Consider the following 22,859-nt stretch of genomic DNA (forward strand, 5'->3'; position numbering starts at 1 on the left):
AAACAGGCGGCGGCGCTTGGCTGGCGGCAAGGCAAGCCAGGCAAATTGCAGATGATCGCAGAGACGATCGAGTTGGAGGGGATCAGGCCCGAAAATGACATTCAACCATCGGCGTGCCGCTGCGTATCGTAGAGGATCGGCTGGCGCTCTCATTCGATGCGAGCCAAGCAAAATCATATCACACCCCTATTGTCCGAAGGCCAGTTTAGAGATACAGTGTCCTTTATACGAGAAGCTAGAGGGTGGCGATCAATGATGCATCAACGCCGGCCTCCGCTTCAAATGCTCGAGCTGCCCGGATCGAGACCTTGTCTGCCCGTCGCATTAGACGGCGAACCGTCTTCTCCCAGACTGCCCGGCCCGACCTCACGGTCGGACCGGGTATTTTTCAAAGCAGCGAAGCGGATGTCCGATCGGTTGCGCTATCGATGCAGCGACGACGCATGACGGCCGCAATCGTCAATGGCGCATACGGCAAGGAACCCGGCCGCCTCTCGCGATCGGTGATGCACGCTCTGATGCAGGATCTTCGCGATGGGAGGTACGAGCGCGGAGCGCGCTTGCCGGCGGAACGTATTCTCGCCCTGGCTATGGGGGTCAGCCGACCTATTATTCGCGAAGCCCTGCACGCGCTCGACCTCCTTGGCGTAGTCGAGACGCGGGTAGGATCGGGCACTTATGTCATCGACGTCGATGTCGACCTCGGCAGCCACGTTTCGCACGCTCCCGCCTTCGAAGTTCTCGACACCCTGTCGACGTTGGAATGTTCGGCGCTGGTCCACGCCGCCGATAGGATCGAAAAGACGCTGCTGGACGCGCTAGCGGAAAACCTAGAGGCGGCTTGCCACACGGATGGTAACTTCGAAGCCTGGCACAGCGGTCTGGCAAAATTCCATATTGCCCTCGCGAAAGCCAGCCAAAACGAGGTTCTCAGTCTTATGATCGGGCAGCTCTGGCAGGTTCGCCTCGGCGCCTCGATAACGCGCCGTTTTGTCCAGCGAGCGTGGCTTGCAGGCGCGCTCGCCGACCACGCAGCGCTGAAACAATTTCTGGCCGCCTTGCGGGCCGGGAACAATGAATTGGCAAGCCGGGAACTTAGGGCCGAGCACAACCGGGTACTTGCAGCCGTCCTCGACATCTATGCCGAGGACGAGGTTGCTCGCGCCCGCGAGTCCGTGTCGCAGCTGCGCGCCAGATTCGTGTGGCCGCCTCTGCCTCCCGGATCGTTGTCCCCCGCTCGGTAGTTCCCAAAAACCCCAAGGGGCGTCTGCCGCCATCGGCACGGCGGGGATACGTGCTTTTGATCCCAAATTGCACGCCTAGTTTCAGGACCGACACGACTGCAAAGTCATTTCCAGGACTGGCACCGCGCCAGTAAAAAGATTCGGGCCGAAGCGGCTATGCCGCTCCGGCCCGTGTCACTTGCTACGGTCTGGCGCTCAGAACGTGTAGCGCACTCTTGCGCCATACATACGCGGATCGCCGTAGTACCGCGACGTGAAGCCACGTGAGCCTGAGAGGCTGCGTGCCTCGTAGTACCGCTTGTCGAACGCGTTTGTCACGAAGACCTGGAGATCTACGGGGGCAGCGAAAGGCTTTTCCCAGTTCAAGTTAAAGTTGACGAGATCATAGCTCGGCGCGACCTGCGTATCGTAGTTGGGATCCGAGGGGGCGAAGACACTATAGACGCGGTTCGGCAGGGCACCATCGCTGCCGTAAAAGACCGATCCGGTATAGACATAAGTCGCACCCAGGCTGACCTGGCCCACCGAGTCGGGAAGCGGAAGCGTGTAGTTGGCCGTAACCGAAAGCTTGTGGTCCGGCGTGAACTGGAGGCGGCTACCCTCTACCGGAGTGCTTGCCACCAGGTTGTAACCGCCAACCGGTTGCGTCGAGAGATCCGGCGCAATGAAGTCGAGCAACTTCGTGTTGAGATAAGCGTAGCTGGCCTGAAGGGTGAGCCCTTCGAAGGGAGAGATCGAGGCTTCCGCTTCAAGGCCCCAAATCCGAGCCTTGCCAGCGTTGACCACCGCCGGCCCCGAGGGCAGGTTTGGCGCAATGCCGTTCGTATCCACAAACGAAACCTGCAGCTGCATGTCCTGGAAGTCGTTATAGAACCCGGAAAGATTGAAACTGCCAGGCATGGACCCGTGCCAGCTCGTCTTGATCCCGCCCTCAAAGACATCGACGCGCTCAGGTTCGTAAGTCTTGAAACCAACCGCAGCGAGCGGGCTGACCGAGCCCTGCCGGTACCCCCGTGCATACTTCGCATAAACCATGATGTCCGGCATGATCTTGTAGTTTAGTCCGATCATCCATGTCGGCGCCTTCGAGTTCTGGCTATAGCGCTCGAGGCACGTCTCGGGTGAGCCGCCGTACGTCAGGGCGGGGTTGGTGCAGTTGAACGTCGGGGTATTCCAGCCCGTGGCCGCCGCATAGGAGGCCACCATGTTGGTGGAACTGCCTGTCGTCTTATCCCAAGTGTAGCGGACGCCTGCATCGAGCGTCAGGGCGGAGGTCAGCTTATAACTACCCTGCGCGTATGCGGCCATGTTGCGGAAAGCCACGCGGCCGACATTGAAGTTCCTGCTCCCGGTGGCTGTCGCCGCGCCGGTGACTGCCGATGCGTCTGTGCAGGCGAATACCGCCCATTCGGCTTCGCTGTCGCAAAGGACCCCGTTCATGCTCTGCGAGCCTGCCCATCCGAGCGGAAGGCTGCGCTCATAGTAGAGGCCCGCCTGCCACGTCAGGTTGCTGCCGAAGTTGGTGCCCTGGAACTGCAGCTCTTGCGTGAACGTCTCCTGCTGTCCGCTGTGAAGGCCCGGCGGGCTGATCGAGGTGTCGCTGCCCCAGCCCTTTCCGACATATTGGCTCGGCACGTTGACGGTCCTGAAATAAGGCGCGGTGCTTGTGGGGACCCGCAGCGTGTTGCCGAGCGGAACCCACACCCCGAACAGGTCGATTGCCTGGTCCTGGATGATCTGACCGTAGCTGTTGATGTTCTTGATCGTGAGGTTGTCGCTGACCTGCCACTTCAGCGAATTCACGATCTGCCAGGTTTCCAGCTTCTGGTATGCCCATGGCAGCGCGTTGGTCACTGTGAGATCACCGGCATCACGATCGCGCTGGATCTGCTGGCAGCTGTACCCGTTGGGTCCCGTGGTGGAGACGCCTGCGGCATTGCTTGCATAGCAATCGGTGGTTTTCGAAGCAGCGCCATTGGTGCTGGAGCGGGTGTAGGAGATGACCGTGTAGTTCTCCACACTGTCCGAAAGGTCAGCGACCGCGCTCACCCGAGCGGCGACATACCCGACGTCCGCGAAGTCGCGTGGACCGACTCCCGAGATGTTGCGCAGATAACCGTCCCGCTCCTGGGTATCGACCCCGAATCGTAGCCGGAAGCTCTCGCTAACGGGAAGGTTGAGCACCGCCTGCACGCGCTTCATGTCGTAGTTGCCGGCAGACGCCTCGATATAACCCTCGAATTCGTACGTCGGGCGGTTGGGGACCAGCACGACTGCACCGCCGGTTGTGTTGCGCCCGAACAGGGTTCCTTGTGGCCCCTTAAGGACCTGAACGCTTTGCAGATCGAAAAGATGGCCCGGACCCGCGCCGTCACCCGATGCACTCAAAGGCGAGGAACGCGGCACGACCGCGTCCGCGAAATAGACGCCAACCGAGGTCGTGGTGCGCGCCTCCTGGGTGAAACCGCGGATGGCGAACGATGCGAAATCAGCGCCGTACCGCGAATTTGCCGTGAGAGACGGCGTGTAGGTCGCAAGATCCTTGGCGGAGAACACGTTCTGCCGATCAAGCGCCTTCTGATTGTACACCGTCATCGAAATCGGCACATCCTGAAGACGTTCCTCGACGCGGCGGGCGGTGACGATAATGTCGCCTGCGGAAGAAGATCCGGCGTTTACGTCCTCGCCTTGTTCCTGAGCGAAAGCCGCTTGCAGCGGGATCGTCGCAAGCGTGGTGGATGCCAGGAGCACCAGCGCGGTCTTTTTCATTTTCTCTCCCTTCGAGCGAGACGCAGACCACGCTCACCGATGATTGCCCGCCCCCCGAGCGATCGTGGAGCGCGTTTTCCTCTTCGGGCCGCCCTCCCCCTGCTTGCGCGGTCGAGGCATGACCCATTAAGGGTCCTGTTACTTCTAAAATTGAGCTTAGGTCAAAGCGCTGTGGCGATTTCAGGGCGCTCTAATCTAAAATTGGCAGGCTCAGAGAGTTTCCAAGGCTGCAGTGCGCAATGCACGGTACGACTAGGTCGCTTTTCGCTTCCTGCCCGCATCGGCGGGAGCTCGCCTCGAAGCCACCGGCCCAAGAGCGGAGATCGGTTGATCCGCGCTCGTTCCTGAAAAGGGGTGCGGACCAACACGCTATCTACCATCGCGGCCGCCGGACCGGAGCCGAAAACGTGAAGCACGCGCGGATAGATTGGGCCTAGACTGGCCGAATATGTCGATCGCCTCCGGCTCCGTGCCCAAGGCATTAGGAGCTACAGGCGGGCGCTACTCATCAACCGCCTCGCTGCGGCGCTGTCGCCCGCTCCGATTAGCCTCCTATCAGCGCATTCAGCGCCGACACGCGATCCCTCGATCATGCAATCACGTTCGCGGCCTTCAACGCTTCGATGCGATCCCATTCGATGCCCATTTCCATCAGAAACAACTCAGTATGTTCCGAGGCCTGCGGAGCGCGCGTCGTTTCGACCGGAGCATGATTGAACTGGACGGGCCCGCGAACCAGACGCAGGGGCTCGCCGTCTGACGCTTCGACCTCGATCACCATGTCGTTGGCCAATGCCTGCTCGTCGTTGCTAAGGTCGAGGAGGCTCTGGAAGGGCGCCCATTGCCCGGTCATCGTCTTGAGGTGCTCGCGCCAGTACACAAAGGGCTTTTCCGCGAACTGCCGCACGATGATCTCGCTGGCGGCCTCCCAGTTTTCCATCAGCGCCTGCACGGTGGAAAATCGGCTGTCGTCTGCCGTTTCCGGGACTCCAAGGTGTCGGAACACGTCGCGGATATGCGGCCCCGGTATCAACACGCACAGATTGATCGTGCCGCCGTCCGAAGTCCTGAAATTGCCCATGAAGGGGTTGCCAGGATTGGAACCGGACCGGGGCATGCCAACGCGGGTAACCTGGCCCGTTTCCATGAACTGATCGACAGCGGTGCCGGCAGACCACCATGCCGTGCTCAGCAGCGAGACATCCACTTCGATCGCCTCTCCGGTGCGAGAGCGGTGAAACAGTGCGGCGGCGATTCCGCCGGCGATGTTCATTCCTCCGGTGGAGTCTCCGAACGCAGGAATACCCTGAGAAAGAGGTCCTTCCAGGGCCGCCGGGCTCATCGAATATCCGACCCCGCTTCGCGTCCAGAAGGCTGTCCCGTCAAAACCGCCGGTTTCCCGCTCCGGGCCCTTGTCTCCGTACGCACTGCCGCGTGCATAGATGATGTCGGGGTTGGCCGCTCGCAGGTGTTCGACATCGATCTTCAGCTTCCTTCGCAGCTGGGGCAGGTAATTGGTGAGGAAAACATCAGCCGTTTTTGCAAACTCGTAGATAAGCTCCTGTCCTTCAGGCGTAGAGATGTCGACGCCCACGCTTCGCTTCCCACGGTTCGGATGCTCCATCAGCGTATTGCGCTGTGGATTGACCCTTTGCCCGCCGAGCGTGACGAGGCCGCGCATCGCATCTCCACGCATCGGGTGCTCGATCTTGACGACATCCGCTCCCCAGTCTGCGAGAATGGCGCCGGCGGCCGGCACGAAGGTATGCTGGGCCACTTCCAGCACTCGAATGCCCTGCATCACCTTCGTCATACCTGCCCCCAGAATGGGCACCTTTGGCACCCGTGTTATATCACCTGTCAATGCACGTTTCGGCTGGTGACGCCTGTCACTTTGCCACGATGTGCGAGACCCGACTTGATCTTTAGGGACAAACGTCTTTTCCTGCTCCCGAGCTCGATCCTGCGTCCAGGCGGCGAAGTGTCGCTTTGTTTTCGGCGGCCGGAGGGAATTCCTGGATGGCTGCGCCCTCCTAGGCGCTTTGCCTTTTTCAGGACCTCCGCCCTGATTTCGGACGTTCCCGCGCCCAAATCGGATGCCCGATTCCGGCTCTTCATTCATCGACCTGAAATAGGACCATCGGCCGTTCACGGTAAGTTGTTGAGCGACTAGTTTTGCCAGAACTAGTTCCCGCCGCGACTTTCACGGTCAACGTCCTGCTTCAAGTCACCCGCGGCTTGAGAGTATCGCAGGCGGCGAAGCGAAGGCCCCGCCGCCCGCGACGAACAATTATTCGCCTGCCGCCTCGACCGTGGTGGGTTTCGAGGCCGTGGACTTCGGCGTCCGCGCCATGCGCTTTTTAGCCGCTGGCTTCTTCGGTGCTTTGAGATCCGCCTCCGCTTCGCCCGCCGGTCCATCGGTGGCATCCAAGTCCTTCGAGACAGGCGCTCCGGCTTCGATCGGCTCCGATGCTCCGCCCTGCCCGGCCGCCTTACCAAACAGACCGACCTTACCGCGCCGCTTGGGAGCCGCTGCCGGCGCCTCGTCGGAGGTCACCTCATCGGTGACTGTTTCAGTGGCCTTGGCTGAATCGGCAGCGCGCGGCTTCGTGGCAACATTCGTCTTCGCAGCGGTCTTGCGCACCGCATTGGTGCCTTTCGCCGTCGCGGGCCGCTTCGAAGCCTTGGTGGGCGCCGAGGATGCGTTCGTCTCGGTCACTTGCGCTTCGGCCGGATCGGTATCCGCCACTTCCGAAGCACCGGCTTTCGCCGAGCCTTTTGGCTTACGTCCTGGCGCCTTCGCACCTGTACCAGCGCCGGCGCTCGCCTTTGCGGCCGCGCGCTTGCCGGCCGGGCGGCCCCGCCGCGGCTTGGCAGGTGCTTCGTCATTCGCAGGTGTATTGACCGTATCCGAAGCATCATCGACCTCGGCCACCGGCGCGGCTTCCGCAGAGCGTTTTCTACCGAGGCCGATCCGCCCAGCTTCGCGGCGCTGCGCCGCGAAGCTGGGCGCCACCATCGGATAGCTGGCAGGGAGGCCGAAACGCTCGCGGTACTGGTCTGGCGTAAGCCCGTTCGCGGAAAGATGCCGCTTCAGCGTCTTGTAGGGCTTTCCGTCAAGCAGGCTGATGATGTGATCGGGTGATGCCAGGCTTTTACGCACGGAGACAGCCGGGGTATACGTCGGTGCCTCGGGTTCGGCAGCAACGGGCGCGGTATCTTCGACCAGCGCAGCGCGGGTGGTACGAATAAGTCCCGCCAGATCCTCCGAAGCAACCGAGTTGTTGGCGAGATAGGCGCTCAGCAATTGCACGGTCAGCGCGGCAACGTCAGTCTGGTTTTCGGTTTCAGCCATCGATAGAGTCTCTCGTTGCGCGCGGGGAAGGTTACTGGCCTGGATAGACACGATAGTCACATCGCTGTGTTAAGAAGTCAGATCAAGCGCAAAAGGTCCCGGAAGCCGACTATTCGAGCCAATGGTCGACGTTCGTTCAAGCAATGTACTATTCCTGTGCTCGGCAGTGCAGTCTGCGGCGTTGCGGCATCAAACATTCAGACCACTCAACGGAGATGAGCCAGCGCTGGAAAAGTCGGCATCGCGAAACGCCAAATCCGAAGAGTTTTCGTGGTCCTGATAACGGAACATGTGCGATCGCAGTTGAAGCTTTAACCTTATCTGGCTTACGGGTTTCCCCGAAGACAAACTTCCGATGGAAAATGCGTGAGCTGTTTCGCTAAATTGCATGGCCGACGCAGTGGTGCCGGCCGGACGGCGGCGATCTTGTCGCATGGCTTTGGTACCGACCAGGACGCATGGTTCGCCTTGCGGCCCTGGGTCAAGGAGCGGTTCGACGTCATCTCGTTCGATCTCGCGGGATGCGGACCTGGCGGCGCTGAAAGCTACGACTTCGACCGGCACGGATCTATGTTCGGATATGCTGACGACCTGATCGAACTCATCGATGAGCTCGGAGTGCAAGGCTGCGTCTATATCGGCCATTCGATGAGCAGCATGATCGGCGCCGCCGCTGCGTGCGCTCGCCCCGAGTTGTTTTCTCGCCTGGTGATGATCGGCGCCTCGCCGAGATACCTGAACGACGACGGCTATCTTGGCGGGTTCGAACAGGAGGGCCTTGACCAGCTATTCGCGAGCATGGCCGCCAACTTCCAGGCATGGGTCGCCGGCTTTGCGCCGATGGTGGTCGGTGTCGACGACAGCGAGGCGGTTGCCGATTTCTCCCGCACCCTGTTCCAGATGCGGCCGGACATTGCCCTGAACACCTCGCGGACCATCTTTGGATCCGATATGCGCAATACTGCCCGCCGCGTACCTACGCCCGTGCATTTGATCCAGACCGCTGCCGACGTCGCCGTCCCGCTTCAGGTGGGGGAATGGCTCGCAGCCGCGATGCCGAACGCAACGCTGGACGTTATCGACGCCTCTGGTCACCTTCCACACATCACCGCGCCGAATGAAGTTCGTCGCATTCTTGAGCAAAGATTGGCAGGGCTCGTATCGTGACCCCTTCGCCGAACGAGGCCCTGTATGAGCTGTGCGGCTTCGCGAGGGTGGCATGCGAAGCTGATCTGGTCATGGCGCTGGAGGTCGATGATGCTGGCCGCGCCTCCCCTGTCGCCTCTTCTCCGCCTCATGACTTCAGCAGTTTCAATCTTACGCGAAGCGGCCTGTTCGATATCGAGTGGTCCGCCATCCCTGACGCTGCAAACAAGTATCGGCTTCCCACGGCTGTGGTCCATGCTTTGCCTGAAATGCCGACGAGCCTCTTGTTCGTGCCGGCGCCGGTCGAGCATGCGCCCCGGAGCGGCTTACTGCTCTTGTGGACGCGGGCGCCCTCTCCTGCACCTCTGATCGAGCACGTGCGGCTGCTGGCCAGCAGTGTCGCCAGCACCCTCGCCGCTCGGCGCGAAGCGGTGAGGCAAGTCGCCATGCGCGACCAGTTCAACGATCTCCTGGAAAGCGTCCCGTCGGGCATCGTCCTGTTCGACGGCGACGGACAAAGCGCCATGATCAACGAGCGTGCGGCCGCACTGCTCGCATGTCGACCGGGATCTCACCGCTCCAGTGAGCTAGCCGCTCCCATGCGCGCGCTGCGGGAACGCTGCGCCAATCATGCCGAACTGGAGACCGCTTATGCGGCGCAGGTTGGCAATGTTCACTATGCTGCCACTCAGCACTGGGTTCTTGGCGAGAGGACATACGAAGTAGACACCCATCCCGTGAGCGGCGACGGGCAGCATGGGCGGATCTGGCTGTTCACCGATGTCACCGCAGAGCTGCGGATCGCGGCCAAACTGCGGGGTCTGGCCCAGTCGGATCCGTTGACCGGGTTGCCGAACCGGCGTCACTTCGAGGAGCAAGCGGCGCAAATCCTGACGGCCGCAGTGGCCGCTGAACACACTGTTGCCCTGTTGATGGTGGATGTGGACCACTTCAAGCAGATCAACGACACCCATGGCCATCCGGTGGGTGACGCGGTGCTGAAGGCAGTGGCAGGACGATGCAGCGATGTCCTGCGCGACGGGGATCTCTTCGCCAGGTTCGGAGGCGAAGAATTTATTGGTCTGCTGACCATCACCACGGAGCATGAAGCGGCCGTGATTGCCGAGCGATTGCGGAACGCAATCGCCTACACGCCGGTGCTGATCGGCCAGCTCGCCATCACGGTGTCCGTAAGTGTCGGCGCGGCTACAACGAGAATGATGAGCGCAACTAGCGGCGAAGTCCTGGAAAGCCTTATAGAGAGCGCCGACGCCGCCCTGTACCGCGCAAAGCAAAACGGAAGAAATCGCGTCACCATCGCCTAGCGGGCGCCAAACGGCACAAAGTTCGACAGCTGCAGTTGCATCGGAGGCAGCCGGCCGTGCGTCACACGCGCTTGCGTTGCACGGCGGTGGTCGGCAGGAAAACGGGGCCTTTCAGGCATCCTCTCCCAAAACTTTTCATAGCCGGCCCATGTGGCCGGCTTTTTTTTGGTCCGCCAAGCGCCATTGTGAATGGCGACATCGTGACATCGCGGACGTGACGTCGAACAGGGAGATTTATGGAAATGAACGAGACGCTAACCGGCACTGTTTTGCACGTAATCGAACGAACACCACATTGGGTGCGGCACGATCTGGAATCCAAAGACGCGGCAATTCGGGTCCGCGCAGAAGAAACCCTTGCCGCAATGATCGCCGCCGCGCTCGACGAGGTTAATGCGCCTCAGGCGAGCTGATCGTCTGATCGGCCCTTCTGCCGAAAGGTACCTTGGACACTAGGCGCGTCGTTGCCGGCGCCGCAGGCACGCGCAACTCAGCTCGAGCGTCGCGGATACCCCGTAATCCTCCCCGCAAGCGATAGCTCATGACTCCCGGGCCGACAGTGCCTTGCTGACAAAGTCGAGACCCTATCGCAGCCGGCGGGATCGACGGTGCCGCCGAAGGGTCACGAGCTCGTGGAAAGGCCGAAATCGCCGTTGGTCGTCGATGGGGCAATCACTACGTCAGTCAACTCTCGTCCGTCTCACGGCGCAAACCTGCTCTTCGGTATATGCGTAATGCGACAGGCAAGATCGGCTTCGCCGGAGGCGACGACATAGTGATCTCCCCCGTCCGCGATCCCCGTGGTGAAGACGACATCACGAACATACATCTGATGTTCGAGCGGCCGGGTCAGCTCGGCGTTTGCCTCAAGCAGCGGGACATGACCGGTGCGGAGCACGATGCTGGGATCGTCTGCGTCCAGGATCGACCAGTACGTTCGATAGATCCCGACGATCTCCTTTGGCTCTACGCCATGCCAGAGGGTCAGCCATCCGCCAGCTTCGATGCCTCGCGTGAGTACCGGAGGGCTGCCGCCGCCCATCCGGGCAGTTGCGAGAGTAGCGGCATGCGGACGGATGCCAGGCCTGGCATGCGGTTTCCAAAACAAGGCATCTGGCGAATGAGCAAGATTGATCGAGGGGCCAGCACGCCATTCGCTGCCGGGCGGATAGGCGAAATAGAGATCGCCCAGCGGCCGCGTCTGCGCCCAGTAATGGCCATCGATCAGCCCTTCGAAGATCAGCATGTCCTTGTTCTGGTGGTCGAGCACGATATCCGCGAAGGTCCAGTCGAGCCCATTGTCGGAAGTGTAGAGCGTCGTCGAGTGGCGCTCCGGGCTGACCGAACATGTGGTCATCAGCCAACGTTCGCCGACTTTGCTGATCCGCGCGTCCTCGACGCCGTAGCACTGCAGGCTGTTGCCTGGGCCGATCGCCCGGTCGTAATGGATCGCGACCCGTTCGGTGCCGTCCGGCGTGAGCTCGACCGGCAGAAGCCATGACAGAGAGGTCAGCGCCATGATCTTCCACCCCCCGCTACGCAGCATGAACTTGCGCGGATCGGCAGTGTCGACATGCTCCAGCGGCCACGCATCCAGCACGAACCGACCGCCATTCCCGTCCTCCCAGCGAATCGCATGGATGTGGTTGTCGAAGATCGGCTGGCGGAGGGCCTCGGCCACGCGCACCATCATCAGCAGATTGCCGTTGGGCAGCCGCGTGAGGGCAGGGTTGAAGGCGCCCAGCACATAGGTCTCGGCATCGAGATGTCCCGCCAAAGGCGAGCGTCCCAGATCGATATCGTCCGGGACCAGAACGAGCTTGTCGATGGCGTACCTCATTCCTGCTCCTCACCGCGCGGAGTGATGATCGCCTTTAGGCCGTCGAGCCTGAGATGTTGCGTATGCGCATCGGAGACCCCGCTCATGCGTCATGCCCCTCGTCGTTCCAGGTTATGGTCAGCCGGCCGCTTGCCGGAACGTTGAAATCAATGCGGTCGGTGCCATGAGGCTTTCCTCGCAGGACGTCACCCCCCGCGCCGACCACTTTGACGCGCGGAAGGGTCGCGCGTCTCTCACGAATGAAATTGAGCGCGGCCTGGCACGTCTCGCCCCCATCGAGGACAATGCTGAGTGACCGGTCGCCGATCCGCTCGGCGCCGCGGATGAAGTGGTCGCAGAAGATTTTGAACGGCGCCCCTTCAACTGTGTGGAAACTGCGGGTGGCAAACACTAGCGCGGCGCCTGCGCCGTATATCTCCTGCCCGACCTGCCCCGGACACTGTCCGTCAGGATAGAGATCCTCGAGGGGAAACGACAGCTTGCGGTCGATGTGGCCATTGCGGTTTTCAGTGGCGAGGATGTCGGCGGGCAGCGCATCCGGGTAATAGTACCAGGCGCGGTCGAGCGCGTACTTGCAGTATTCCGCGACGAGCATGCGCACTGCGGGATCCAGGTCGGGCCCGCTGTCGTCGAGATAGGCGGCGAACGCCGTGAAGGCGTCGAAGCACTCGTAGATAGCCATGTAAGGAGCATCCTGCAGGCAGGTCGCCCCAAGGAAGTTCTTGTAGTGGACTGCGTGCTCGAGCCGGCTTTCCCATATTTCGCAGTTGTGGAAGAAGCTCGCGAGATAGACATAGCTCTGCTCGGCGTAGACCACGTCGTTGGTGATGCGATAGAGCCGCATGCATGCTGCCGCACCCCAAGCAGTAAGGTTTGCCTGATAGTTCAGGTTGAAGCGCATCCCCATCGCGGCGTCGATCGCCCGCTTCGCTTCATCCAGGAACCGCGGATCGGCGGTCAGTTCGTGGGCCTGCAGCATGATCTGGGCATAGAGGCCGCCGACGTCGGTCTGGCCGCGATCGTCATTGGCTGTGGCGGTAATGACGGAAAAATCCGTCACATCGTACTGAATCGGCCACTTGTAGTCGAAATGCCGCGCGGCGGAGATGCCGAAATCGATGCATTCCAGGAACAGTTTTTCGGAGGGCTTGTCTCCCGCCAGAGCCATCCGCGCGAGGTTGAGCATGGGGTGGTACAGATACCAGCTGTCGACGGCGTTTGCGTCCTTGTCGTCGCCGACATTTGGCAAGTATCGGCGCAGCGCCTTGAGCTTCGGATCGTAAAAGCGGCGCAGACCGGCGCGCAGTTCGGCTTCCAGAGGATGGGCCTCACCGCTCCAGCGCCCCCAGTCGAAGACGGCGGCGAGCACCGACACCTGTACCATGGAATCCGGATATTCGCTCGCCGTGTAGGGATGCACATAGCGATGCCCGTAGTGCCGGATCGTCGCTTCGGGAGCCTTGTCCAGATCGACAAGCGTTCGCTCTGCCCGTTCGATCCAGTCCCGGTACTCTGTTTGGGGTAGCGCAATCAGCTTGTAGGCCTCGCCCAGCATTTGCAGGAACTGGCGGGCGGACTCGCGCTCGTGCGGCGGGGCGTGATGGCGGAACACCACGATCGCATCGGACAACGTGACTTCCACCCCGGCCTGCAGCGGCGCCGACGGCGGCGTGCCGGACTGCGCGGGCGTAGGCGGCAGGTAGCCCAGCTCGGGCCACAGCCCACCCACCGCTCCGTCCGGACTGGTCTTGGTTGCCCGGTAATAGTCGTTCATCGCCGTGAGATTCTGGAAGTACAGAACGTTGCCGAAAGCGGGTTTGTCGATCCGAAAATAGAGGACGCCGCTGTTTAGCCCGCGCTGCGCCGCCTCGACATGGCCTTCGGCACCGAGCGGATCGTCGTCGCCATCTAGAGGATAGAGGTCGCGAGGCAGGAATGGGATCAACGTCGGCGTCGATGGCGTGAATTGCACCGTAACCCTGATGTGTTCGAGCGCGTCTCCCCCCGTTGCCACCATGATCCTATGTTGCCCCAGCACGCTGTCGAGCCGCAGGCGCACCGCTTCCTTCGCCCGGGCTTTTTCGCAGGTGCACTCGGACGGCGCGCCCAGGTATGCCGCGCGTAGCGCGATGCCGCCTGCGCCCGGCCGCCGGACCATCACCCAGAGCGAGTCTCGCGACTTCAGGACCTCACCCACCAGCTCGCCGAATGCGAACGTTGCCACGCTCTTCCCTTCGCCATCGGCGAGGATTTGCCGAAGCGCGGAAACGTACGGACTGGCGGGACTGACCCGCTTCGCGATCGCGCCGCTTGAGGGAAGCCGCGTCTTTCTGGCGATGTTAGTCATGAAGCTTCAATCCCCGAGGAACTGCTGATGCTGGCGGGGGATAACGATTGGACAGGGGAGCCGTTCCGCTACGGTGGATATCGCTTCCGCTGCGATCAGCCAAGCATCCACAATACCTGGACCAGCCTCTCGGGAGCCCCAAGCCTAGGTCCGCTGCAGCGCCAGAAACAGTCTGGAAACCGTTCAGAACCTGGGATTGATGGTACCGGTTGACTGCGGGGCTTCGGCACGTGGCGTCTTTCTCGATCGAAGAAGCGAGCGGGTTGTGGAAAGAACGCAACATTCTGGAACGGAGCCTCGCCTGTGCTGTTGCGAGATCACATTCAGCAAAAGGTATGGCAATGGACAACGACAACAAACGCAGCCGCCAGGATAAGGCGCATGGCGATGATAAGAACGAGGAAAGGCTCAATCCCGGCATGAACTCCGAGGGTGCCGGCGGGGCGGGGGCAGACCGGACCAAGCCGCGCGATGGCGGAGCGGCTGAGAAATTTCCACTCGACAGCACCGACCGCGAGCAAGCCGGTAACCAGAGAGATCCGAAGCATCGGAGCGAAGACTAACGGCGTGGTGCCCGCTGTGGAATTTTTTGTCGTCTTTCCTTGGAAAGGTGCTTGAAAGGATAGCGCGCTCGCCTAGCTAATCAGGGCCGGACGCCTGTCAGGGTCCGGTGGACCAGGAGGGCACCGGCTCTTTGAGTTCCGGTGCATCTCAAGTCTGAATTGCTTCATCAGGAGGATTTGGAAGTGAGAACGAACTTTGATTTTGCTCCGTATCGCCGGTCGACGGTGGGCTTCGATCGCTTATTCGATCTTCTGGAAACCGGATCTCGTGGATCGTGTCCCGCGGAGTGGTGTAGGTTGTGAGGGTAGCGAAGCTGACCGGGCGCGCGCTCACCAATAAAGCGCTGTAGCGGCCGGTCAGTTTCGCGGGTGGCCATCGGCGAACTTTGGATAAGCTTGGGTTGCGAAACTCAACTTACGGAGACACCGATGACCAAGGACATGATGGACGTACAGGCCTTGATTGGAAAGACGGCTGATGGCGATTTTCTGCGCGAGATGATCGGCTTTGCGGCGCAGCGGCTGATGGAGATGGAGGTCGGGGACCGCACAGGCGCGGCGTACGGCGAGAAGGATCCGGAACGCGTCGCTCAGCGCAACGGCTACCGTGAGCGGGACTGGGAGACTCGGGCCGGCACGGTGGAGCTGCGGATTCCAAAGCTGCGCAAAGGCACCTACTTTCCTGGGTTTCTGGAACCGCGCCGGATGGCGGAGAAGGCACTGACCGCCGTCATTCAAGAGGCGTATATCCAAGGGATTTCGACACGATCAGTCGACGAACTGGTCAAAGCCATGGGCATGAGCGGCATCTCAAAGAGCCAAGTGAGCCGGCTGTGTGAAGAAATCGACGTCCGCGTAAAAGCATTCCTCGATCGGCCAATCGAGGGCGACTGGCCTTACGTCTGGCTGGATGCCACCTACATCAAGGTTCGCCGCGCTGGCCGGATCGTATCGGTTGCCGTGATCATCGCGGTCGGCGTGAACAGCGACGGCCGCCGCGAGGTGCTTGGCATGACGATCGGCCACTCCGAGGCCGAGGTCTTCTGGACCGAGTTCCTGCGCAGTCTGGCCCGGCGGGGCCTGCGCGGCGTGAAGCTGGTGATCTCGGATGCCCATGAGGGCATCAAGGCGTCTGTCGCCAAGGTCTTGAGCGCCACCTGGCAGCGGTGCCGTGTCCACTTCATGCGCAATGCCTTGGCACACGCCGGCAAGAGTGGCCGCCGCGTCGTCTCGGCGTTCATCGCCACAGCCTTTGCCCAGGACACACCCGAAACGGCGAAAAGCCAGTGGCGCTCGGTCGCAGATCAGCTGCGGTCTTCCGTCCCGAAGCTGTCCGCTCTGATGGATAGCGCCGAGGAGGATGTCCTAGCGTACATGACATTCCCAACCCAGCATCGCACCAAGCTTCATTCCAACAACCCCATCGAGCGCCTCAATGGCGAGATCAAGCGCCGGACAGAGGTGGTCGGGATATTCCCCAACGAAGAAGCCATAACCCGGCTCGTCGGCGCTATCCTGCTGGAACAGAACGATGAATGGGCAGTCCAGCGCTCCCGCTACATGACGCTTGAGAGCGTCGCGGGATTGAGCGATAACAGCGTCATCACGTTGCCCAACATGGCAGCCTGATCAACCCGGCTGGCCGGAGATCGACGTGGCCGCGCCCTCGATCCTACACCACGCAATGGGACACGATCATCTCGTGCGGACACGCCCGACAGCTATCCGCCGTTCGACATCCTGCGAGATGGGGAAGACAGCTATCGAATTTCCATCGCGCTGGCAGGCTTCCGTCCCGATGATATCGACATCGTCGCGCAGCAGAACTCGCTGATCGTTTCGGCCAACCGCAACGTGGACGAGGCAGAAGGCACATATCTCCATCGGGGCATTGCAACGCGCTCATTCGAACGCCGCTTCCAGCTGGCCGATTTTATCGAAGCTGGCAACGCGACCTTCGAAAACGGTCTGCTGACCATCGAACTTAGGCACGTGTTACCCGAGGCGATGAAGCCGCGGCGCATCCAGATCGGCGGCCACGCTGCTAACGATCGGATCGAAGGGCCCGGCGACAGAGCACGGGACGCCGCCTGACCTTACTCCGGCCTGCCAGCGCTGTCCCTTCGGGAACTGGCAGGCCACCTTCCTAGGCATCGATATCTGATAGCTTAGTGGTTTGAACCATGCGGACCGAGTCCGCTTGGAACCGCACTGGGGATCCTGAGTTCGAAATCGGCTCGCCACGAAGATCGCTGAGAAACGCCAATGCAACCCTTTCCCTCTTCACCCTCGAATGAACGCCCCCGTCGAATTGAGCTGGACCGGTACCGGGCAATGTCAGCTGCGTGGGAGGCCCATCGCGCAATGATCAAGCGTGTGTGTGGAGGCTCGCGGTTAGTAGGGTCGGACCCGTATCGGCTCGATAGCCGGTAATTTCCCGTATCCGCGCGCGCAACGGAACGAGAACAAGAACTGGGGTTTGTTCCAGGCATACGAAGGAGAGCGTAATGGCTGCACGTCCCTATTGGAAAGGCCAGATCCGCCTGGCGCTCGTTTCGATCCCCGTCGAAATCTATTCGGCAACCAAAAGCGGTGCGACGATCGCCTTCAATCAGATTCATGAACCGTCCGGCCAGCGCATCAAATATGAAAAGGTCGTGCCAGGGATCGGGCCGGTTGACGTCGACGAGATTGTCAAAGGCTTCGAATATGCCAAAGGCGAATATGTGCTCCTTGATGAAAAGGAAATCGAGGGGGTCAAGCTCGAGAGCAAGAAGACGCTTGAGTTAACGCAGTTCGTCGACGCTCACGATGTCGACATGATCTATTTTGAAAAGCCCTATTACGTAGTGCCGGCTGACGATCTGGCCGAAGAGGCGTTCATCGTGCTGCGTGAGGCGCTGAGACGCACCCGCAAGATCGGGCTCGGGCAACTTGCAATGCGCGGCCGCGAATACGTCGTCAGTATCAAGGCTTGCGGCCGTGGGATGGTCATGGAAACGCTGCGCTACGCCGACGAGGTCAACAAGGCGACAAGCTACTTCCGAGAAATCGGGGACGCCGATCCTGACGAGGAGCTGCTCGATCTTGCGACAACGTTGATCGACAAAAAGACCGGCAAGTTCGATGCAAGCGATTTCCACGACCGCTATGCCGATGCGCTGAAGGAGCTGATCGAACGCAAGAAAAAGGGCAAGACGCTCAATATTGATGCGGACGACAAAGGCGCTGATCCGCGTGGTTCGAACGTCGTCGATCTGATGGCGGCACTCAAGAGTTCTCTCGGAGGGTCCGCTTCGTCCAAGGCAGCGGCCAAGAAACCGGCGCCCAAGACTGAAAAACAGGCCGGAAAAACGGCCAAACCGGCTGCCAAAAAGACGGTCGCAAAACCCCCGGCGAAGTCACCCCCCCGGAAGCGAGCTTCATGATGGGTGAACATGAAAGCACTGCAAACTTGTTGCTCACTGATGATGACGCCGCTTTTGCTGAAGGCGCAATAACCTTGTGGGCCAACCTGCTCACCCTGATCGGCATGCATCTGCAAGAGACCGGCACCTCGCGTCAGGAGGTGCTCGACATGCTCACCATGCTTCATGAAACCAATGAGGAGACGGTCCGCTCGCCCCGCGCCCGGGCGGTCGCCTCGCGCCATCTAATGTCAGTCTACCGTGCGCTCGGCGAAGCCTGACCGGTCAGGCATCGGGACCGAAGCGGCGGCGCTCCGGATCGCGGCGGCACCGGAAGTGGTGCCTAACACGGCCGTTGAAGAAAGTCCCGGCGGAAGAAGCCTGGCAGAAGGCTTCGAAAATGGCGGCTGGCACGTCTTCGTACAGGTACTTGCCCGTCTGGCGAAACGAGACCCACAGCGCCCCCCCCTCGTCATCGTAGCTGATCCGATCTATCATCGAGGAATGGTTGAACCGGTGTGCGCGCATATCCTGTGGAGCGCGGATTTGCAGTTTGTGTTCCCTCGACCACGCCGCGGCAAATCTGCGGCGGATCAAAGCGAATGTATCGTGCTGGAACGATCTCCGGTTCGCAGCTCGCTCAACCTGAGCCCAGCTTGACGTGGCGCAGGTCAGCGATGAACAGCTGCGCGAAATGGCCCAGCATCGCGGCCTTAAACTCGTCAAGTCACGCAGACGCAAACCTGGCACCGGTGACTTCGGCAAATTCGGATTGAGCGACGCGGCCGGAAACTCTCTTTTCGGTATTGCCGAAGGGGGGCTGACGGCCAGCGCGGAAGATATCCAGCACTATCTGCGGACCAGTGAACTGGGCACATGGAAGCAATCGGCGGACACCACGCCGGATCGCTCCTCTTCTCCGAAAACGCCTCGCACCGAGGCGAATGATGAGGAAACCCTGGGGCCGCGGCGCGCAAGGAAACGGGTATCTGGCAAGCAGGTCGTAACTCCTGTCCCGGCAAAGTCAGCGGCGCGTCAGCCGAAGGCCGAGCAGGTGACGCGGTCAACAGCCCAGCTGCGGATCGTTCCTAAACATGAACCAAAACTCAAGCCGAAGCCCGAACCAAAGCCCGAGCCGGTCCTAAGGATGCGCGCAGCAACCCCGGCCGATAGCGACGCGCTCTTTGGCCTGTTCAACCAGCTTGGCGACACGTCGGTCGATCGAAAGGATGTAGCTGGAAATCTGGACAAAGCGCGCAGGGCAAAGGCTGGAACCCTGGTCGCCGAGCTCGACGAAATCGTCGGCTGCTGCGGCTGGGCACTCATACCTACCCCCCATCGCGGAACGCTGGGCAGGCTCACCGTGCTGGTCGTTGACAAGCGATTCCGGCGACGCGGGATCGCGACGCAAATGTTGGCCGCGGCGCAGAAGGCATTGGAGAGGTCCGGTTGCCATCAGCTTGAAGTGATGAGCGACATCACGGTCAATAACAGCCACAATTTCTTTCGGTCGTTGGACTTCGAGCAGACCAGCTACCGCTTCGTCCGGGCCATCGGCGGATAATTCGCTCTGGAACGAGTCCGGTCCCTTGGGATTTGCAATGAATATCGATCGGGACAGCCATGGCACGAGCTGCAAAAGCAAACCCTACTCCGGCGCAGGAGCGGCTCGCCAAATATCGCGAGAAACGCGATTTTGCGCGCACCGCCGAACCATCGGGCGCAACCGAGCCGACGACCGGAAACGGATTTGTCGTGCAAAAGCATGCGGCATCGCGGCTTCACTACGACTTTCGACTTGAACTTGACGGCACGCTGGTCAGTTGGGCCGTGACCCGCGGACCGAGCATCAACCCGGACGACAAGCGTCTTGCGGTCCGCACCGAAGACCACCCGCTCGATTATGCCCGTTTCGAAGGCACGATCCCCAAAGGCGAATATGGCGGCGGGACCGTTATGCTTTGGGACAATGGCACCTGGGAATCGATTCCTGGCAAGAATCTAGGCGAAACCCTGCCAGAAGGACACCTCCACTTTATCCTGCATGGACGGCGGATGCAGGGTGAATGGATACTCTTTCGCCTAAAACCCCGCGGCAGGGAAAAAGGCGAGAATTGGATATTGCGTAAAGTACAGGACGCGTTTGCCGGTGGTTCGGACGACCTAATCGCCACCCACCTGACAAGCGTCGATACAGGGCGCACGATGGAGGAAATCACCGCCGGCAAAGCGGTCGCCAAGCGCAAGACGCGTACCGCCGCCACCAAACCGATCCGGACCGCGCCGGCCCGTCGAAAAAGGGCCGGCATGATCCCCCCGTTCCAGCCGGTGCAGTTGGCCACGCTGGTGGATCATGTTCCAGTTGGCGACCGGTGGCTGCACGAGCTCAAATACGACGGTTACCGTACGCTCCTGGCGATCGGCGGCGGCGAGGGCCGCGCCTATACGCGCTCCGGACTCGACTGGTCGGACCGCTTCGCAGGGCTGATCGCCGAGGCCGTGAAACTCGATGCGGGCAGTGCCCTGATCGACGGGGAGGCGGTTGTCACTCTTCCAGATGGCCGTACCAGCTTTCAGGCCCTTCAGGCGGCGCTCAAGGGCCAACCCGGTGCAATCAATTACTTCGCGTTCGATATTCTCGAACTCGATGGCGAGGACCTGACGCAGCTGCCGCTTACCGTGCGGAAGGAAAAGCTGGCCGCGCTGATTGGGGGCGGCCAAAGTCGCATTCGGTACTCGGACCACATCGTCGGCAATGGCGAGAACCTTCTCACCAGCTTCTGCGACGCTGGCTTGGAAGGCGTCATCTCGAAGCGGGCGGATGCGCGCTACTTTGGTTCGCGCAGCGGCAGTTGGGTCAAGACCAAGTGCATCCGCCGCCAGGAATTCGTCATCGTAGGCTGGACCCCGTCGGACAAGCAGCGTGGATTTCGCTCTCTCCTGCTCGGCGTCAACGAGAACGGCAAGCTGCGCTATGCGGGAAAGGCCGGTACCGGCTTCACTGACGACGAGATCGAGCGGCTGATGGAGCTCATGGCGCCGCTCCAGCGGCAGCAGCCGACTGTAGATGCGCCGCGAGCAGCGGTTCGCGGCGCCCACTGGATTGCACCGAAGCTTGTCGCCGAGATCGCCTATATCGAGTTCACCGATGAAGGCGTGCTGCGCCACCCGAGTTATCTGGGACTGCGCGAGGACAAAAAGCCCGAAGCTATCGTTCTCGAGACCGCGGCACCTGTGGCGGTGGTCACGGCGCCCGCCGCCGCCAGTGTGCGTATCAGCAACCGCGAACGAGTGATTTTCCCCGAGGGCAAACTGACCAAGGGCCAACTGGCGGATTATTACGCGACAGTCGCGCCGATTATGCTCCCATGGGCAGGCAGCCGGCCGATCAGCCTGGTGCGCTGTCCGCAGGGCCGCGGCAAGAAATGCTTCTTCCAAAAACACGATGCCGGCAGCTTCGGCACCGACGTCAAGCAGATCGGCATCCGTGAAAAGGACGGGCATGACGAGCCCTACCTTTTCGTCGACGCTCCCACCGGCCTGCTCACCTGCGTTCAGATGGGCACGATCGAGTTTCACGGATGGGGTGCGCGGATCGAAGATGTCGAAAAGGCCGACAGATTGGTGTTCGATCTCGATCCCGACGAAGGCCTCGACTTCAAGGACGTCGTGTCTGCGGCATTTCACCTTCAGGACCTGCTCGCCCAGATGGGCCTCGCTACCTTCCCAATGGTCACAGGCGGTAAGGGAGTTCACGTCATCGCGCCGCTCACCCCTTCTGCAGAATGGCCTCTGGTGAAAGACTTTGCACACCGCTTTGCCTTGGCCCTGGCGCAGTCAGAGCCTGATCGGTTCACCGCCGCCCTCGCGAAAGCCAAGCGCACCGGACGCATATTCATCGACTATCTGCGCAACCAGCGCGGCGCGACGGCGGTCATGCCTTACAGCGCCCGCAGCCGGGAATTTGCGCCAATCGCGGTGCCGGTTACCTGGGAGGAGCTTCGCGATCTCGACAAACCCTCGCACTGGCATATCGGCGACAGCGCCGAGATGGTGAAGCGGGCCACGTCGAAGAATCTGGCCCATTGGGGCCGCGCGGACCAGGTTCTGCCGGAAATTTGAAAAGGTCAGGGACGGAGAACGACCACTCGGCGCACGCCGGTCCTGCGCCACCCACCACGCCGGGACAATGTCACTATGATTTACGCGCTCCGGTGATCCAGGTGACCGTAATAGGCGTCTTCAATCGTCACGATCACCAAGTGTGTCGTCAGGGTCCTCGACGTCCTCGTCAGGATCATCGTGAAGCAATGGATCGAGATCAAGTTCCGCGATAACTTCAAGCTTGCCGGCAGCTACGACGATCTCGTCCCCGTCCTCAAGCTCGACGATAGTCGTGTCAGATTCCTTGCCGACCTTGACGCCTACCACGTCGTCGCCGTCGATCTCGATTTCATCGCCGTCCGGTGTTTCAAATGTCGATACAGTCATGTTCGTTGGCGCTCCTTGGATTTCGCGTCTCGAACCCAATATCTCGGTCCTAGTTCCCAAGCTTCTAGCGGGACGAACACGAGGCGCCCCGTCGGCTGGCGTAACTTGCCCCTGTGTCGAAGGTATCGGTGAAACCTGAGTTGCTAGCACGCACGTGGCACTTGATGGTCGAGGACAACCTTATCGCCACTTTTGGCGCCTAAGATATCGTCAACCGGTTCGGCGGCGCAATGGAAATAGCGCAGATACCCGAGGCCGCCCACGACTGGCCCAACAAGGGTGCCCGATTTCGCCCCCCTCAAAATCAACCTTGGCAATCAAGACAGCATCGGCGATCGGCGATCGGACGCCGGCGGGGCGTTCTTCTTCTCC

17 protein-coding genes and 2 pseudogenes are annotated in these 22,859 nt (G+C 61.0%); 12 read left to right on the forward strand and 7 right to left on the reverse strand.

Going from position 1 to position 22,859, the window contains the following annotated elements; genetic code table 11:
* Nucleotides 1-242 precede the first annotated feature (242 nt).
* Nucleotides 243-1,244 (forward strand): FadR/GntR family transcriptional regulator, encoded by a 1,002-nt coding sequence (locus tag GVL61_RS09650; RefSeq protein ID WP_159979381.1) that lies wholly within the window; start codon nucleotides 243-245, stop codon nucleotides 1,242-1,244.
* Between the two features lie 195 nt (nucleotides 1,245-1,439).
* Here the strand turns inward: GVL61_RS09650 and GVL61_RS09655 are convergent, their stop codons facing one another.
* From GVL61_RS09655 to GVL61_RS09665, 3 genes are all read right to left on the reverse strand, one after another.
* Nucleotides 1,440-4,013: a TonB-dependent receptor gene (locus tag GVL61_RS09655; RefSeq protein WP_159979383.1), complete on the reverse strand. Its 2,574-nt coding sequence runs from the start codon at nucleotides 4,011-4,013 to the stop codon at nucleotides 1,440-1,442.
* 589 nt (nucleotides 4,014-4,602) lie between these two features.
* Complete coding sequence (locus GVL61_RS09660) at nucleotides 4,603-5,826, reverse strand: CaiB/BaiF CoA-transferase family protein (RefSeq protein ID WP_159979385.1); 1,224 nt, start codon at nucleotides 5,824-5,826, stop codon at nucleotides 4,603-4,605.
* 477 nt (nucleotides 5,827-6,303) lie between these two features.
* Nucleotides 6,304-7,368 carry a MucR family transcriptional regulator gene (locus GVL61_RS09665; protein WP_159979387.1) on the reverse strand — a complete coding sequence of 355 codons (1,065 nt, stop codon included), beginning with the start codon at nucleotides 7,366-7,368 and terminating at the stop codon, nucleotides 6,304-6,306.
* Between the two features lie 366 nt (nucleotides 7,369-7,734).
* On the opposite strand from GVL61_RS09665, the gene GVL61_RS09670 reads away from it, so the two are divergent.
* From GVL61_RS09670 to GVL61_RS24760, 3 genes are all read left to right on the forward strand, one after another.
* Nucleotides 7,735-8,535, forward strand: coding sequence for an alpha/beta fold hydrolase (locus GVL61_RS09670; RefSeq protein WP_159979389.1), 801 nt, complete (start codon nucleotides 7,735-7,737; stop codon nucleotides 8,533-8,535).
* Entirely contained in the window at nucleotides 8,532-9,839 is a 1,308-nt protein-coding gene (locus GVL61_RS09675; RefSeq protein ID WP_159979391.1) for a diguanylate cyclase, read from the forward strand. Before GVL61_RS09670 ends, GVL61_RS09675 begins: the two co-directional genes overlap by 4 nt.
* 242 nt (nucleotides 9,840-10,081) lie before the next feature.
* Nucleotides 10,082-10,252, forward strand: a complete 171-nt coding sequence (locus GVL61_RS24760; RefSeq protein WP_200844698.1) for a DUF6771 family protein — start codon at nucleotides 10,082-10,084, stop codon at nucleotides 10,250-10,252.
* Nucleotides 10,253-10,539: 287 nt separating this feature from the next.
* Here GVL61_RS24760 and GVL61_RS09680 read toward each other — a convergent pair whose 3' ends face one another.
* Nucleotides 10,540-11,679: a glycosidase gene (locus GVL61_RS09680; protein WP_159979393.1), complete on the reverse strand. Its 1,140-nt coding sequence runs from the start codon at nucleotides 11,677-11,679 to the stop codon at nucleotides 10,540-10,542.
* An 82-nt stretch (nucleotides 11,680-11,761) separates the two neighbouring features.
* Nucleotides 11,762-14,026: a hypothetical protein gene (locus GVL61_RS09685; RefSeq protein WP_235037600.1), complete on the reverse strand. Its 2,265-nt coding sequence runs from the start codon at nucleotides 14,024-14,026 to the stop codon at nucleotides 11,762-11,764.
* Between the two features lie 341 nt (nucleotides 14,027-14,367).
* Here GVL61_RS09685 and GVL61_RS09690 point away from each other — a divergent pair, with 341 nt between their 5' ends.
* From GVL61_RS09690 to GVL61_RS09715, 6 genes and pseudogenes are all read left to right on the forward strand, one after another.
* Nucleotides 14,368-14,589 carry a hypothetical protein gene (locus GVL61_RS09690; protein ID WP_159979395.1) on the forward strand — a complete coding sequence of 74 codons (222 nt, stop codon included), beginning with the start codon at nucleotides 14,368-14,370 and terminating at the stop codon, nucleotides 14,587-14,589.
* Nucleotides 14,590-14,772: 183 nt separating this feature from the next.
* Nucleotides 14,773-14,859: pseudogene (locus tag GVL61_RS24950) on the forward strand (heat-shock protein); the annotation flags it as partial.
* Between the two features lie 159 nt (nucleotides 14,860-15,018).
* Nucleotides 15,019-16,218, forward strand: a complete 1,200-nt coding sequence (locus GVL61_RS09700) for an IS256 family transposase (RefSeq protein WP_159979397.1) — start codon at nucleotides 15,019-15,021, stop codon at nucleotides 16,216-16,218.
* 87 nt (nucleotides 16,219-16,305) lie between these two features.
* Nucleotides 16,306-16,683 (forward strand): annotated as a pseudogene (locus tag GVL61_RS09705) (Hsp20 family protein); the annotation flags it as partial.
* A 413-nt stretch (nucleotides 16,684-17,096) separates the two neighbouring features.
* Nucleotides 17,097-18,017, forward strand: coding sequence for a Ku protein (locus tag GVL61_RS09710; protein ID WP_159979399.1), 921 nt, complete (start codon nucleotides 17,097-17,099; stop codon nucleotides 18,015-18,017).
* Nucleotides 18,014-18,277 carry a hypothetical protein gene (locus tag GVL61_RS09715; protein ID WP_235037601.1) on the forward strand — a complete coding sequence of 88 codons (264 nt, stop codon included), beginning with the start codon at nucleotides 18,014-18,016 and terminating at the stop codon, nucleotides 18,275-18,277. The genes GVL61_RS09710 and GVL61_RS09715 overlap by 4 nt, the downstream gene beginning before the upstream one ends.
* A gap of 4 nt (nucleotides 18,278-18,281) precedes the next feature.
* Here the strand turns inward: GVL61_RS09715 and GVL61_RS09720 are convergent, their stop codons facing one another.
* Nucleotides 18,282-18,494 (reverse strand): KTSC domain-containing protein, encoded by a 213-nt coding sequence (locus tag GVL61_RS09720; protein WP_159979401.1) that lies wholly within the window; start codon nucleotides 18,492-18,494, stop codon nucleotides 18,282-18,284.
* Between the two features lie 163 nt (nucleotides 18,495-18,657).
* Here GVL61_RS09720 and GVL61_RS09725 point away from each other — a divergent pair, with 163 nt between their 5' ends.
* Nucleotides 18,658-19,560 (forward strand): GNAT family N-acetyltransferase, encoded by a 903-nt coding sequence (locus tag GVL61_RS09725; protein WP_159979403.1) that lies wholly within the window; start codon nucleotides 18,658-18,660, stop codon nucleotides 19,558-19,560.
* 59 nt (nucleotides 19,561-19,619) lie between these two features.
* A complete protein-coding gene (gene ligD, locus GVL61_RS09730) occupies nucleotides 19,620-22,118 on the forward strand; it encodes a DNA ligase D (protein WP_159979405.1) in 2,499 nt (832 codons plus the stop codon).
* A 120-nt stretch (nucleotides 22,119-22,238) separates the two neighbouring features.
* Here ligD and GVL61_RS09735 read toward each other — a convergent pair whose 3' ends face one another.
* Nucleotides 22,239-22,487 (reverse strand): hypothetical protein, encoded by a 249-nt coding sequence (locus GVL61_RS09735; protein WP_159979407.1) that lies wholly within the window; start codon nucleotides 22,485-22,487, stop codon nucleotides 22,239-22,241.
* Nucleotides 22,488-22,859 lie beyond the last annotated feature (372 nt).

This window comes from Novosphingobium sp. 18050 (assembly GCF_902706195.1).
In the GTDB taxonomy this organism is placed as follows: Bacteria; Pseudomonadota; Alphaproteobacteria; order Sphingomonadales; family Sphingomonadaceae; genus Novosphingobium.